General features: G+C 63.1%; 12 protein-coding genes and 1 pseudogene. 7 read left to right on the top strand and 6 right to left on the bottom strand.

The genetic code is table 11. The features are described from left to right. Positions 1-29: 29 nt before the first annotated feature. Genes IVB01_RS20330 through IVB01_RS20320 form a run of 3 tightly spaced genes read left to right on the top strand, consistent with a single transcriptional unit; the run spans position 30 to position 2,693 of the window. Positions 30-581, top strand: a complete 552-nt coding sequence (locus IVB01_RS20330; protein WP_247494820.1) for a TRAP transporter small permease — start codon at positions 30-32, stop codon at positions 579-581. Further along, on the top strand, positions 572-1,864 hold the full coding sequence (locus tag IVB01_RS20325; RefSeq protein ID WP_247494819.1) for a TRAP transporter large permease: 1,293 nt from the start codon (positions 572-574) through the stop codon (positions 1,862-1,864). The genes IVB01_RS20330 and IVB01_RS20325 overlap by 10 nt, the downstream gene beginning before the upstream one ends. A gap of 22 nt (positions 1,865-1,886) precedes the next feature. Continuing rightward, on the top strand, positions 1,887-2,693 hold the full coding sequence (locus IVB01_RS20320; RefSeq protein ID WP_247494818.1) for an SDR family oxidoreductase: 807 nt from the start codon (positions 1,887-1,889) through the stop codon (positions 2,691-2,693). 14 nt (positions 2,694-2,707) lie between these two features. On the opposite strand, the gene IVB01_RS20315 is transcribed toward IVB01_RS20320, so the two are convergent. The 4 genes from IVB01_RS20315 to IVB01_RS20300 are packed head-to-tail and all read right to left on the bottom strand — an operon-like array spanning position 2,708 to position 6,992. Continuing rightward, positions 2,708-3,406, bottom strand: a complete 699-nt coding sequence (locus tag IVB01_RS20315; protein ID WP_247494817.1) for a substrate-binding domain-containing protein — start codon at positions 3,404-3,406, stop codon at positions 2,708-2,710. Next, the gene (locus IVB01_RS20310; protein WP_247494816.1) at positions 3,403-5,535 is read right to left on the bottom strand and encodes a molybdopterin cofactor-binding domain-containing protein; all 2,133 of its coding nucleotides are present in this window, start codon (positions 5,533-5,535) and stop codon (positions 3,403-3,405) included. The genes IVB01_RS20315 and IVB01_RS20310 overlap by 4 nt, the downstream gene beginning before the upstream one ends. Then, positions 5,532-6,002 (bottom strand): (2Fe-2S)-binding protein, encoded by a 471-nt coding sequence (locus IVB01_RS20305; protein ID WP_247280621.1) that lies wholly within the window; start codon positions 6,000-6,002, stop codon positions 5,532-5,534. Before IVB01_RS20305 ends, IVB01_RS20310 begins: the two co-directional genes overlap by 4 nt. Before the next feature lie 15 nt (positions 6,003-6,017). Further along, positions 6,018-6,992, bottom strand: a complete 975-nt coding sequence (locus IVB01_RS20300) for a tripartite tricarboxylate transporter substrate binding protein (protein ID WP_247280622.1) — start codon at positions 6,990-6,992, stop codon at positions 6,018-6,020. A gap of 234 nt (positions 6,993-7,226) precedes the next feature. Here IVB01_RS20300 and IVB01_RS20295 point away from each other — a divergent pair, with 234 nt between their 5' ends. Further along, the gene (locus tag IVB01_RS20295) at positions 7,227-9,317 is read left to right on the top strand and encodes a molybdopterin oxidoreductase family protein (protein WP_247494815.1); all 2,091 of its coding nucleotides are present in this window, start codon (positions 7,227-7,229) and stop codon (positions 9,315-9,317) included. 136 nt (positions 9,318-9,453) lie between these two features. Continuing rightward, a complete protein-coding gene (locus IVB01_RS20290; RefSeq protein WP_247494814.1) occupies positions 9,454-10,236 on the top strand; it encodes an enoyl-CoA hydratase/isomerase family protein in 783 nt (260 codons plus the stop codon). A gap of 48 nt (positions 10,237-10,284) precedes the next feature. Here the strand turns inward: IVB01_RS20290 and IVB01_RS20285 are convergent, their stop codons facing one another. Next, positions 10,285-10,545 (bottom strand): hypothetical protein, encoded by a 261-nt coding sequence (locus IVB01_RS20285; protein WP_247494813.1) that lies wholly within the window; start codon positions 10,543-10,545, stop codon positions 10,285-10,287. Between the two features lie 266 nt (positions 10,546-10,811). Here IVB01_RS20285 and IVB01_RS20280 point away from each other — a divergent pair. After that, positions 10,812-11,342 (top strand): annotated as a pseudogene (locus IVB01_RS20280) (3-keto-5-aminohexanoate cleavage protein); the annotation flags it as partial. Between the two features lie 45 nt (positions 11,343-11,387). Next, positions 11,388-11,822: a hypothetical protein gene (locus IVB01_RS20275; protein WP_247494812.1), complete on the top strand. Its 435-nt coding sequence runs from the start codon at positions 11,388-11,390 to the stop codon at positions 11,820-11,822. A 62-nt stretch (positions 11,823-11,884) separates the two neighbouring features. On the opposite strand, the gene IVB01_RS20270 is transcribed toward IVB01_RS20275, so the two are convergent. Continuing rightward, positions 11,885-12,589, bottom strand: coding sequence for a TetR/AcrR family transcriptional regulator (locus IVB01_RS20270; protein WP_247494811.1), 705 nt, complete (start codon positions 12,587-12,589; stop codon positions 11,885-11,887). Between the last annotated feature and the right edge of the window lie 19 nt (positions 12,590-12,608).

Here is a 12,608-nt window from a genome sequence, read left to right as displayed (position 1 = left end):
GATGCCGGACCCTCGCGGGGAGGCACGGGATGACAGATCCACACGTCGCAAGCCACGAGCACGTGGCGGTCGCCGGACGCCCGTCTACCGGCTTGCTGTCGCGGATCAATGCTCCCGTCGCGCGCGCGGGCATGTATCTGTCCGTGACCGGCCTGCTCGGCATCGTCATCATCGTGTTCTACCAGGTGTTCGGGCGTTACGTGCTCAATTCGAGCCCGACCTGGACGGAGAACCTCGCGCTGGTTCTGATCCTGTATGTCACGTTGATCGGCGCCGCCGTCGGTGTGCGCGATGCCGGACACATCGGCATGGACAGTCTGCTTGTGATGCTTCCGGATTACATCCGGGAAAAGATCGAGCTCGTGATCCACGTCCTGGTGGCCGTGTTCGGCATTGCGATGGCCTATAACGGCTGGATCCTGGGGGCGTCGGTTGGAACGGTGAAGATCCCCAATCTCGGCCTGCCCGAGGTGATCCGTTACGTGCCGCTGATCGCCTCCGGTGTCCTGATCGTCTCCTTTTCAATCGAGCACATCGTTGCTCTCCTGCGCGGCGAAGAGGTCGTCCCCTCATGGAACTGATCATCCTCGGCGCCACGTTCTTCGGCTTCCTGATCCTCGGCGTCCCCGTCGCCTTCGCGATTGGCCTCTCGGCGATCTGCACCATCTTGTACGAAGGTCTGCCGGTTGCCGTCATCTTCCAGCAGATGATGTCGGGGATGAACATCTTCTCGTTCCTCGCCATTCCGTTCTTCGTCTTCAGCGGTGAGCTGATGCTGCATGGCGGCGTCGCCGACAAGATCGTGCAGCTCGCCAAGAATCTCGTCGGGCACATTCGCGGCGGGCTCGGCATGTCCAACGTTGTCGCCTGCACGCTGTTCGGCGGCGTCTCCGGCTCGCCAGTGGCCGACGTGTCGGCGATGGGCGCGGTGATGATCCCGATGATGAAGAAGGAGGGTTTCGACACCGGCTACGCCGTCAACGTCACCACCCATGCCTCGCTGGTCGGAGCCTTGATGCCGACCAGCCACAACATGATCATCTATGCCCTCGCCGCCGGCGGCAAGGTCTCGATCGGCGCGCTGATCGCCGCCGGCCTGCTGCCGGCGCTCGTGCTGATGGTGTGCATGCTGGTTGCCGCCTACGCAGTCGCGGTGAAGCGCGGCTATCCGGCCGGCAAGTTTCCGGGCTGGGCCGAGGTCTTCCGCTCGCTCGCCGCCGCGCTGCCTGGCCTTCTGATCGTCGGCATCATCCTGGCGGGCATCTTATCCGGCGTCTTCACGGCCACTGAATCGGCAGCCGTCGCGGTCACCTACACGATCCTGCTGACGTTCTTCATCTACCGCACCATGACCTGGGGCAACTTCCTGCGTGCCGCCGCCAAGGCGGTGAAGACGACCGGCGTGGTGCTGTTGCTGATCGGCGTCTCCACCATGTTCCAGTATCTGATGGGGCTATATGAAGTCGCCGATCTCGCCGGCGCGATGATGAGCAAGGTCTCGACCCAACCCTGGGTCATCTTCCTGCTCATCAACGTCATCCTGTTCGTGCTCGGCACGTTCATGGACATGGCCGCGACCATCCTGATCTGCACCCCGATCTTCCTGCCGATCGCGATGAAGGCGGGCATGGATCCGGTGCAGTTCGGCATGCTGATGCTGATCAATTGCGCGCTGGGGCTGAACACGCCACCGGTCGGAACGACGCAGTTCGTGGGCTGCGCCATCGGCGGCATCTCGGTCGGCGCGGTGATGCGCACCATCCTGCCGTTCTATGCCGCCCTGATCGCAGCACTGATGTTCGTGACCTACGTCCCTGCGTTCTCGCTGTGGCTGCCCCGCCTGCTGATGGGCTACAAGGGATAGCAGCATCAGGGAGAAGCTATCAGTGACGGACTATCGCAAGCTTTTCGATCTCACCGGCAAGACCGCAGTCGTTCTCGGCGCCGCATCCGGCATCGGCAAGTCGTCGGCCGAGGCGCTGGCCGGGCTCGGTGCCCGCGTCGTTTGCGCCGATCGCGCGTTTGATGCGGCGGAAGCGACCGCCGCCGGCATTCGCGACAAGGGCGGCTGGGCGGAAGCAGCTAGCTGCGACGCCGCAAGCGCCGCGGACGTCAAGGCGCTGGCCAAAACCGTGATGCAGAAGTTTCCGCGGCTCGACATCGCCGTGACGACGCCCGGGCTCAATATCCGCAAGACCATCCTTAACTATACCGAGGAGGATCTCGATCGCGTCCTGAACCTCAACGTCAAAGGCACGGTCTGGTTCTTCCAGGCCTTTGGCCGCATCATGGTCGAGCAGAAGGGCGGCAGCATCATCGCCTGCTCCTCGGTGCGCGCAGTCACGATCGAGCCGGGCCTCGGCGTCTATGGCTCGACCAAGGCGGCGATCGGCCTTCTGGTGAAGGGCTTTGCCTCCGAGGTCGGGCATGCCGGCGTGCGCGTCAATGCGATCGCGCCGAGCATCGCCGAGACCGCGTTGACCGGCCCGTTCAAGCAGCGGCCTGACATCTACAATCTCTACGCCGGCCACACCGTGTTCAACCGCTGGAGCAGCGCCGACGAGGTCGCCACCGCGGTGGCCTATCTCGCCTCGGACGCCGCGAGTTATGTCAGCGGCAGCACGATGTTCATCGACGGCGGCTGGACGGCCGTGGACGGCCCACCGACAGGCCTTACCCAGCTACACAAATAGGCGGCCATCTGCATCTAGCCGGTAAAGCCCACGCGTCGGCGCAGCTCCTTCTGCTCTTCGCCAGTCAGCAGGGCGATCAGCGCGGCCGCCTCCTTTGGATACGCGGCCCGCGCTGTCGCGCCGGCCGTGTACATCGTCACGAGCTCGCAGCCCGGCGGCAGCGATCCCGATAGCGCGATGCCGTCGGTTGCGATGATCTCGGTCGCTTGCGTGCAGCCGATCGGCCTTTGCGCGGTGGACGCCGCGAGCTCCCGCATCGCAGTCGCTCCGTTCGGAAAGATCATGAGGCGTGACGCGACCTCATAGGCAATGCCGAGCTGATCCAGCACCTTGGCGACATGCTGTCCCGCCGTCGAAGCCTTGGTATCGGGGACGTAGATCGCATCGGCGCTGCGTAAGACTTGACGCAGATCGGATTCGGTCCTCACCGTCACCCCGGGATCTCGGTTGCGGACCGCCAGTGCAGTCTCGACTTGGCCGATATCAGCGATCGAGGAGGCCGTGACAAGCTTTTCCCCGGTGAGCTTTGCAAGAAGGGCTTGCGTCAGGATCACGAGGTCCGCAGGTTTTCCCGCGCGCAACTTGTCGGCCATGATACCGACCGCGCCAAATTCGCCGTCAATGCCGAAGCCGGTCTGCGCCTTAAAGGCGTCGGTGAGGCCGCGCACCAGCCCTTGCGCTGCGCCGCCGCTCAAAATGTTCACTGTCGTCACGATGCAAGCTCCGCAGCTGCAATGATCCTGTCGCGCGTGATTGGCAGGTCGCGCACACGCACGCCGAGGCAGTCGTAGACCGCATTGGCGATCGCGGCCGTCACCGGGCCGTGCGCGGCCTCACCGGCGCCAACTGGCTCGGTCTCCGGCCGCTGGATGAGCTCGACATCCACTGCCGGCACTTCGCTGAATCTCAGGATCGGATAGTCGGTCCAGGACGTCGATGTAATTCGCGCCCGCTCGAAGCGGACACGCTCCTTCAGCACCCAGCTCGTTGCCTGGATCGCGCCGCCCTCGATCTGGTTGATGACGCCGTCCGGATTGATGGCTTCGCCAACGTCGACGGCAAGCGTCAGCCGCTTCACGCGGATGTCGTCGGTGCCTTCGATTTCGGCAATCGCGGCGCAGTAGGCTCCCATGTTCTTATAGCGCGCAAAGCCGACGCCGTGACCGATGCCGGTTCGCTTCTGCGGTTTCCACGCCGCGCGTTGCGCAGCGGCGCGGATGACGTCCTTGGCGCGCTCGTCGCGCAGATGGCGCAAACGGAATGCGATCGGGTCCTCGCCGCGCAGGGCGGCGATCTCGTCGAGCAGGGATTCGATGGCGAACACATTGCCTTGTGCGCCGAGGGTCCGCAGCGCCGAGGTGCGTACCGGCATCGTCAGCAATCGGTGGCTCGTGATCGTCCAGGCCGGGAGGTCATAGAGTGGAACGGAGTTGCGATCAGCGCCGCCGCCATTGGCGACCGGCGGGTTGGACGAGATCATGCGCGGGTACGGGTTTGCGATCTCAGTCGCGGCAAGCAGCGCCGGCTGCGCCGCGCGCCCCGGCCGCGCCGCGTGGCCGTTGCTCCAGATGGTGTGACGCCAGCCGACGATCTCGTTGTCGGCGTCGACATCGGCCTCGATCTCGATAGCCATGGCCGCACCGAACGGCGCATGGGACATCTCGTCATGGCGCGACCATTGCACCCGCACCGGATGGCCGACGGCAGCCTTTGCCAGCAGCACGGCGTCGAGCGCGACGTCGTCGGCCGCGTTGTGTCCGTAGCAGCCGGCGCCCTCCATGTGCTCGACGACGATGTTCCCGGCCGGCAGCTTCAGCACGATCGCGAGATCGGCGCGCAGCAGATAGACGCCCTGGCTGTGGGTCCAGACATGGACGCGATCGCCATCCCATTGCGCCATGGCGCAGGACGGCGCGATCGAGCCGTGTGCGATGTAGGGGCGGGTGTATTGGCGGCGCAGGGTTTGGGCCGGCTTGTTCGTCGCCGCTGCGGTCCTGATCTCGATGATGGTGGTCTCGACCGGCTGGCTTCTTAGGAAGCCCGTCAAATCATCTTCATCGGGCAGCGCATCGCCGGCCGACCAAGTCGCGCCCTTGCGTAAGGCTTTCAGAGCGGCTTCCGCCGCTGCCTCGCTGTCAGCAACCACGCCGGCAAAGCCGCCGTCGCGAACGATCGTGACGAGAGCGGGGACAGCGCGCGCAGCCTCCTCATTGAGCGCAGTCAATCTGGCCCCTGAAACCTCCGGCCGCAGCACGCGTCCGTGCAGCAGGCCCGGCAGTGCCCAGTCGTGGATGAAGCGCGGCCGCGCGAACACCTTGTCGGGAATGTCGAGGCGCTGGACGGAATGTCCGGCGACGAGACGCTCGGTGGCGCTTTTCGCTGTCGCGCCCGCGGTGACGTCGTGGTCCAGCGAGACCTCGCCAGCCAGCTCCCAATAGCTGGTGCTGACATTGCCCGGTCCCGAGATCGTGCCGTCATCGATACGCAGCAGCGCCGCATCGACGCCGAAGCGCTCCGATGCAGCAGTGAGGAAGCGCTGGCGCACCTCGGCGCAGGCGTGGCGCAGTGCGCGGCCGGATTGCTGGATCGACAGGCTGCCCGAGGTGACGCCTTCGTTCGGGCTCATTGCCGTCGAGGCGCGGATCATCTCGATCCTGATGATATCGAGATCGAGCTCGTCCGCCGCAATTTGCGCCAGCGCCGTGACAATGCCCTGGCCGATTTCCACTTTGCCGGGCGAGATCGCTACCCGGCCATCGGCGGTGAACCGCACCCAGGACGATAGTCTTGGATTGGCTGCGAGGCTGGCCGACAGCTTCGGGGCAGGAGACGACACATTCATGACGTCGCCATCTCCGATGCTGCCCGCAGCACGGCGCGGACCATGCGGTTGTGCGATCCGCAGCGGCACAGATTGCAGTCCAGCGCGGCTTTAACCTCGGCGTCCGTCGGTGACGGATTGCGCTTCAGCAGCGCCGCAGCGCTGATCAGAATCCCCGATACGCAATAGCCGCATTGCATCGCCTGTCCGCAGATGAAGGCGCGTTGCAGCGGGTGGGGCTTCTCCGCGGTGCCAAGGCCTTCCACCGTGACGACGTCCTTGCCCGCGACCGACCAGATCGGCATGTCGCATGAAGCCATCGCGCGGCCGTCGACCATGACGTAACAGGCGCCGCACTCACCGGCGCCGCAGCCGAAATGCGCACTGTTGACACCGAGCCGGCTGCGCAGCACGTCGAGCAGGATCTGGTCAGGATCGACATCCACGGCCATCGCTGCGCCGTTGAGCTGGAATTGAATGGTAGGCATTCTCGCGCTAAGGCCTCACGACTTGTCGAACTTCTTGACGATGTCGGCCCATTTCTCGATGTCGCCGCGCAGGAATTTTTCGAATTGTTCCGACGTCATCGACATGGGCACGGCACCTTGTTCTGTCCAGAGCCTGATGATGTCGGGCCGCTTTACCATTGCGTTGACGGCCGCATTGAGCTTGTCGATGACAGGCTTCGGCGTCCCCGCCGGCGCCATCAGGCCGAGCCAGATCGTCGCCTCGTAGCCAGGCACCCCGGCCTCGATCGCGGTCGGCACGTTCGCCAGCACGGCCGAGCGCTGTTTGCCGGTGGTGGCGAGCGCGCGGACTTGGTTCTCACCGATGTTCGGCGCCATTGCCGGCACGGCGTCGATCATCATCTGCACTTGTCCGCCGATCACGCCGCTGCGCGCCTCGCCACTGTTGCGATAAGGCACATGGACGATATCGACGCCGGCCATGACTTTGAACAGCTCGCCGGCCATGTGATAGGGCGTGCCCTGGCCGGAGGAGGCGTAGTTCAGTTTGCCTGGCTGCGCCCTGGCGAGCGCGATAAATTCCTGCAACGTCCTTGCTGCGACTTGCGGATTCACCACGATGACGAGATCGGAAGAGTTCACCGGCGCGATCGGCGCGAGATCGCGCATCAGCTCGTATTTGCGCTTGTCCGGCGTCAGCAGGGATTCGTTCGCGGTCTGGGTATTGGACATCATCAACAGCGTGTAGCCGTCGGCGGCCGCCTTTGCCGCTTCGACCGTGCCGATGACGCCGCCCGCGCCGGTGCGGTTCTCGATCACGAAGGGTTGGCCAAGGCTTTCCTGGAGCACGTTGCCGATCAGCCGGGCCGCGACGTCCGCAGGCCCGCCGGCGCCAAAGGGCACGATGATGCGGACCGAGCGGGTGGGATAATCCTGTGCCAAGGAGGAGGCCGCGGAGAACGCGGCGAGCACGCCGGCTGCCAGAGCCAGCATGGATCTTCGGGCTTTCATGCCCACCTCCCTGATGTCGTTCTTGTTGGCCGACACTGTAGCGGCAGGGGATGTGGACTGTCGACGGCTCACAAAGCCGCTCGTGCCGGGAATATTGCGACCGTATCGGTGTGGCCGCGCCGCTCTTCGCAGTCGCGGCAGGAACCGGAAGCGCACGTGATCTGAGCAAATCGCATGGGCATTGCCGGATAAATGCCCTCGGCTGACGGGTATTTTGGTGTTACGAACTGGAACATGAACCAGCACGCCAAGATCGAAATCCGCCATTCGACCTGCCCGCATGATTGTCCCTCGGCCTGTGCCCTCGATGTCGAGGTGGTCGAGGGCCGCAGCATCGGCCGCGTCCGCGGTTCGAAGCAGCAAACCTATACGGCCGGCGTCGTCTGCGCCAAGGTCGCCCGCTACGCCGAGCGCATTCATCACCCCGAGCGGGTGACGTTTCCGATGCGCCGCATTGGGCCGAAGGGTTCTGGGCAGTTTGCGCGGATCTCCTGGGACGAGGCGCTGGATGAGATTGCCGATCGCTTCAATCAAGCCGAGCGCGAGTTCGGCGCGGAATCGATCTGGCCCTATTACTACGCCGGCACCATGGGCCTCGTGATGCGCGACGGTCTCAATCGCCTCACCCATGTGAAGAAATATTCGCGCTTCTATCAGACAATCTGCGCCAATGTCGCGCGCATCGGGTTCGCGATCGGCACCGGCAAGATCGCCGGCGTTGATCCGCGCGAGATGGCGCTGTCAGACCTCGTCGTGATCTGGGGCACAAATCCCGTCAACACCCAGGTCAACGTGATGACGCACGCCTCGCGCGCGCGCAAGGAGCGCGGCGCCAGAATCGCTGCGGTCGACATCTACGACAACGAGACCATGAAGCAGGCCGACATCAAGATCCTCCTGCGGCCCGGCACCGACGGCGCGTTTGCCTGCGGCGTGATGCATGTCCTGTTCCGCGACGGCTATGCCGACCGCGCCTACATGGACAAATATACCGATTGCCCTCGTGAGCTCGAGGCGCATCTGAAGACGCGCACACCCGAATGGGCCTCGGCCATCTCAGGCGTGCCGGTGGCCGAGATCGAGGCCTTTGCCAAAGCGGTCGGCGAGACCAAGCGGACCTTCCTGCGTCTCGGTTACGGCTTCACCCGCTCGCGCAACGGCGCGACGCAGATGCATGCGGCGCTCTGCATTCCCGCCGTGACCGGCGCCTGGCAATATGAAGGCGGCGGCGCCTTCTTCAACAATTACGCGCTCTGGCATTTCAACGAATCGATCATCGAAGGCCACGACGCGATCGACAAGACTACGCGTGCGCTCGACCAGTCGCAGATCGGCCGCATCCTCACCGGCGATGCCGAAGCCCTGCAGGGCAAGGGTCCTGTCAAGGCGATGCTGATTCAGAACACCAACCCGATGACGGTGGCGCCGGAGCAGGCGCTGGTACGGCAGGGCTTTGCGCGCGAGGATCTTTTCGTCGCGGTGCACGAGCAGTTCATGACCGAGACCGCCGAGATGGCCGACATCGTGCTGCCGGCGACCATGTTCATGGAGCATGACGATCTCTATTACGGCGGTGGCCATCAGCACATCTCGGTCGGGCCCAAGCTGATCGACCCGCCCGGCGAATGCCGCTCCAATCACGAGGTGTTGCAGGGGCTGGCGCCGCGGCTTGGTGCGAAGCATCCGGGTTTCGACATGACCCCCCGCGAACTGATCGACGCGACCTTGAGGCTCAGCAATCACGGCGACATCGCCGGCCTCGAAGCCGATATCTGGCGCGACCTGCAACCCGATTTCCGCACCTCGCATTATCTCGATGGCTTCGCCCATGCCGACGGAAAGTTCCATTTCAAGGCTGATTGGGCGCATCCGCCCTTCGGTCAGACCATGGGCGATTTCGACAAGATGCCGGCGCTGCCGGATCATTGGGCGGTGATCGAGCACAGTGATCAGGCCCATCCATTCCGCCTCGCGACCAGCCCCTCGCGCAGCTTCCTCAACACTACTTTCAACGAGACGCCGTCCTCGCAGGCGCGCGAGGGCAGGGCGAGCGTGATGATCCATCCGCTGGATGCGGCCGCGCTCGGCATCGCCGGCGGCGATGCGGTGACGCTCGGCAACGGCCGTGGTGAGAGCACGCTGGTCGCAACGCTGTTCGAGGGCGTGCGGCGCGGCGTTCTGATCGCCGAATCCGTTCACCCGAACAAGGGCCATATCGGAGGCCGCGGCATCAACATGCTGACGGGCGCGGACACCATCGCGCCGATTGGCGGGGCGGCATTCCACGACAACAAGGTCTGGATCAGGAAGGCGGCCGCGGGCTGAAGCACACTGTCGCTTCGATTGCTCTCTAAATTTGTGTCGAGGCGCTAAAGCTCCGCCTCGCCGCAGATTGCGCTTGCACCTCGCGCCCGAGCTGCCGCAAATGACAGCAAAACCGGGCCAAGGAAGCGAGCGTGCCATGAGCGACACCACAGCCGTCATTACCGAGAAGCGCGGGCAGGCGCTCTGGATCACCATCAACCGGCCGGAGAAGCGCAACGCGCTGAACGGCGATGTCATCGCCGGCATCAGCAAAGGCTATCGCGACGCGCATGACGACAAGGACGTCCGCGTCATTGTGCTGACGGGCGCGGGCGACAAGGCGTTCTGCGCGGGCGCCGACCTGCAGAATTCCGGCGCGGCTTTCGCGATGGATCATTCCAAACCAAATGTCGACTATGCCGATCTGCTACGTTTGTCACAGAACGCCACCAAGCCTGCGATTGCGCGGGTTGGCGGCGTCTGCATGGCCGGCGGCATGGGCCTTTTGTGCATGACCGACATGGCGGTTGCAGCCGATCACGTCATCTTCGGCCTGCCGGAGGTGAAGGTCGGCGTGTTCCCGATGCAGGTCCTGAGCCTGCTGCAGAGGATCGCGCCGCCGCGGCTTGTCAACGAATGGGCGCTCACGGGTGAGCCGTTCGATGTCAAGGCGGCGCAGGCCGCGGGCCTCCTCAATCACGTCGTGCCTACGGCCGAACTCGACGCCAAGGTCGACTGGCTGATCGGCCGCATCGTCGACAAATCGCCGACCGCGATCCGCCGCGGCAAATACGCCATGCGCGCCATCGCGTCGATGTCTTTCGACGAGAGCATCGCCTACACCGAAAGCCAGATCGCGCTGCTCGCGATGACCGAGGACGCCAAGGAGGGATTGAAGGCGTTCAGCGAGAAGCGATTGCCATCTTGGACCGGAAAATAGGCGATCATGTCAGGGCACGGTTGGATGCTGTGGTCCTTCAAAGCAGCTTTATTCCGAGGAGTGATCGGCGTTTAGTCCAACAAGGAGCGCTCTTCTGCGCTGCTCGCGGCGCTTCTTTGTGGCTGTGATCAACTGTTTGCCGGTGCGCTTGGCGTAGGTTGGCAGTTGGCGGCTTGATCTATGACGGCCTGCGGCACGCAACTCTGCGTCCGTGAGATCGCTATCGGCACCTTCGGTGAAGCCTCCGTGCCGGAAGGAAGTAAAGGAAAGTTCCTGGCGAAGGTCGGCCGCTGCGATGATCTTTTTCACCACGCTGCGCAGATAGCGCAGGTCCTTGCGTGGCGTAATCCATGGAATCGGGTTACCGACCGACGATGGGCATGGTCACGCCGGAATACCAGCCCCGGGAGCGAAGTCTTTTTCATCTCGTCGAGCTCGTCCATAAGTTCAGGAAAGAGAGGGGCGCCCGTTTCGTCTAACAGTGGCCACCAGGCTTCCTCTCCATTCTTTGGGTGCACGATCCTGACGCTGTTTGGCCGTTCGCTAGGACGGTAGTGCGACATGTCGAAGGAGCCAAATCCTATCTGCGCAGCACCGACGATTTCATCTTCCGCAATACCTTCCGCGACATCGAACGTATCCTGAAGATGCTCGGCGAGGAGCACGGCACCCGCTTCGAGCACGAGTGCTACGACGTCGGTCATCTCTATAATCTCGCTCATTTCCTGGACCGGAAGCTCGTCAAGCCGCCGTTCTTCGTCCAGACCATCTTCGGTATTCTCGGCGGTATCGGTGCCGACATGCGCAACTTGGTGTTCATGAAGGAAACCGCCGACCGGCTTTTCGGCGACGACTATCACTGGTCGGTGCTTGCAGCCGGCCGCTCGCAGATTCCATTCGCGACGCAGGCCGCGATGATGGGCGGCAATGTCCGCGTCGGCCTTGAGGACTCACTGTTCATCAGCCGCGGCAAGCTGGCGACGAGCAACGCCGAGCAGGTCGGAAAGATGCGCCGCATCCTGGAAGAACTGGGCCATTCGATCGCAACACCGGCCGAGGCGCGCGAGATGCTCGCTCTGAAAGGCGGCGACCAGGTCGGCTTCTGACGTTTCGGGCTAAGCAACGAACAATTTGAAGAGAGAAGGATAACCATGCGATTTGAAGATGCCAACGACATGTTAAAGCCTGGCTATCTGCCGTTCGAATCCGGTTATCAGGAGATCGAGGACGGCAAATGGGTCGTTGCGGGCCTGACGCGTATGCCCGGCTGTCGCGCCAAGATGGTGGTTCGGCTGGCCTGGCGACATCGACTGGGAGGCTCCGGGAAACGTTCGATGACGGCGGGATTGTGGAAGTCGTGGCGACCATCGCTGCGTACAATATGGTCTCACGCTTTCTCGTCGCGCTCAATGTTTCGCATCGATAAAGGTCCTGAAGACGAGGCGGAGATGTGGAAGACGTTCATCTCGTGCCCAACTATTGCGTTCCGACAGGCCGCTGCGACCATGCATGCCGCGCAACCTGCGGACTGCGGACCGATCCTGACGTCATCGCTCCGATCGGAGCTCGGGTTATTGTTCTTATGACTTCGTCAATGAAGTCAACGGCAACTGCCTTGGTTGCGCTTAAAATCGATTCATCTGTCACGTTATCGGAGCAGGGTTGCACGAGTACCTCCAGGCGACAAAAGCTCGCGCGAGAGCTGTTTTGTACCGAAGATGAGTGCCTCGATTGCCATATTCGAACGAGTGCGGCTCGGTTTGACCAACTCCTGTAGAATGAGCCCATCGATCCCAGCCAAGATGAAGCGCGCAAGAGTCGTATATCCCCTAGGCGACAGCTGCGGCTTTCCAGACTTGCTTGCGAGCTGATCTCGGTAGAGGCGCAGATATGCCTCGTATTGTTGATCGGCCAACCATTGGGCGCCCTCTCGCAAGGCATAGAGTGTCAGCTCATATTGAACAATTTGTCGCGCGCGTGACTGCGTGATCGAACGCCAAGTGCCGCGAATGAGTATCTCTATCCGCTCGTCCAAGGAGGGGTCGGTGCCGGCCCTGTCCTCCCGCAGCCGTTCTGCGATCTCTTCAATGAGCACCTCTAGTACGGCGACCAGGAGCGCGCTTTTGCTCTCGAAGTGATAGTGCAGAGTGGCAAGTTTGACGTTCGCTTCCGCCGCAATCTTCCTGGTTGTCGTCGCGAGAACACCTGTTTTCTCCAGAGCTTGCAGCGCTCCTTGGATAATCTGAGCACGCGTAAGTTCGCTTTTGGCCGTCATGTTTTTCATGCGCCGAATGTCGATGATGTGCCCGACGCTGTCAAACCCAACAGGCATCGGCGCCCAAAATGTCAGCATCTGTGCCCAAAATTGGTCG

It is taken from the genome of Bradyrhizobium sp. 164, assembly GCF_023073715.1.
Lineage (GTDB): Bacteria > Pseudomonadota > Alphaproteobacteria > Rhizobiales > Xanthobacteraceae > Bradyrhizobium.
This window is presented reverse-complemented; position numbering and strand designations above follow the sequence as displayed.

What these genes read in the sequence shown, in the direction of transcription:
- IVB01_RS20305 (WP_247280621.1), bottom strand. Translation starts at nt 6,002, where the DNA reads ATGCCTACCATTCAATTCCAGCTCAACGGCGCAGCGATGGCCGTGGAT.
- IVB01_RS20290 (WP_247494814.1), top strand. Translation starts at nt 9,454, where the DNA reads ATGAGCGACACCACAGCCGTCATTACCGAGAAGCGCGGGCAGGCGCTC.
- IVB01_RS20275 (WP_247494812.1), top strand. Translation starts at nt 11,388, where the DNA reads ATGCGATTTGAAGATGCCAACGACATGTTAAAGCCTGGCTATCTGCCG.
- IVB01_RS20300 (WP_247280622.1), bottom strand. Translation starts at nt 6,992, where the DNA reads ATGAAAGCCCGAAGATCCATGCTGGCTCTGGCAGCCGGCGTGCTCGCC.
- IVB01_RS20270 (WP_247494811.1), bottom strand. Translation starts at nt 12,589, where the DNA reads ATGCTGACATTTTGGGCGCCGATGCCTGTTGGGTTTGACAGCGTCGGG.
- IVB01_RS20330 (WP_247494820.1), top strand. Translation starts at nt 30, where the DNA reads ATGACAGATCCACACGTCGCAAGCCACGAGCACGTGGCGGTCGCCGGA.
- IVB01_RS20295 (WP_247494815.1), top strand. Translation starts at nt 7,227, where the DNA reads ATGAACCAGCACGCCAAGATCGAAATCCGCCATTCGACCTGCCCGCAT.
- IVB01_RS20310 (WP_247494816.1), bottom strand. Translation starts at nt 5,535, where the DNA reads ATGAATGTGTCGTCTCCTGCCCCGAAGCTGTCGGCCAGCCTCGCAGCC.
- IVB01_RS20325 (WP_247494819.1), top strand. Translation starts at nt 572, where the DNA reads ATGGAACTGATCATCCTCGGCGCCACGTTCTTCGGCTTCCTGATCCTC.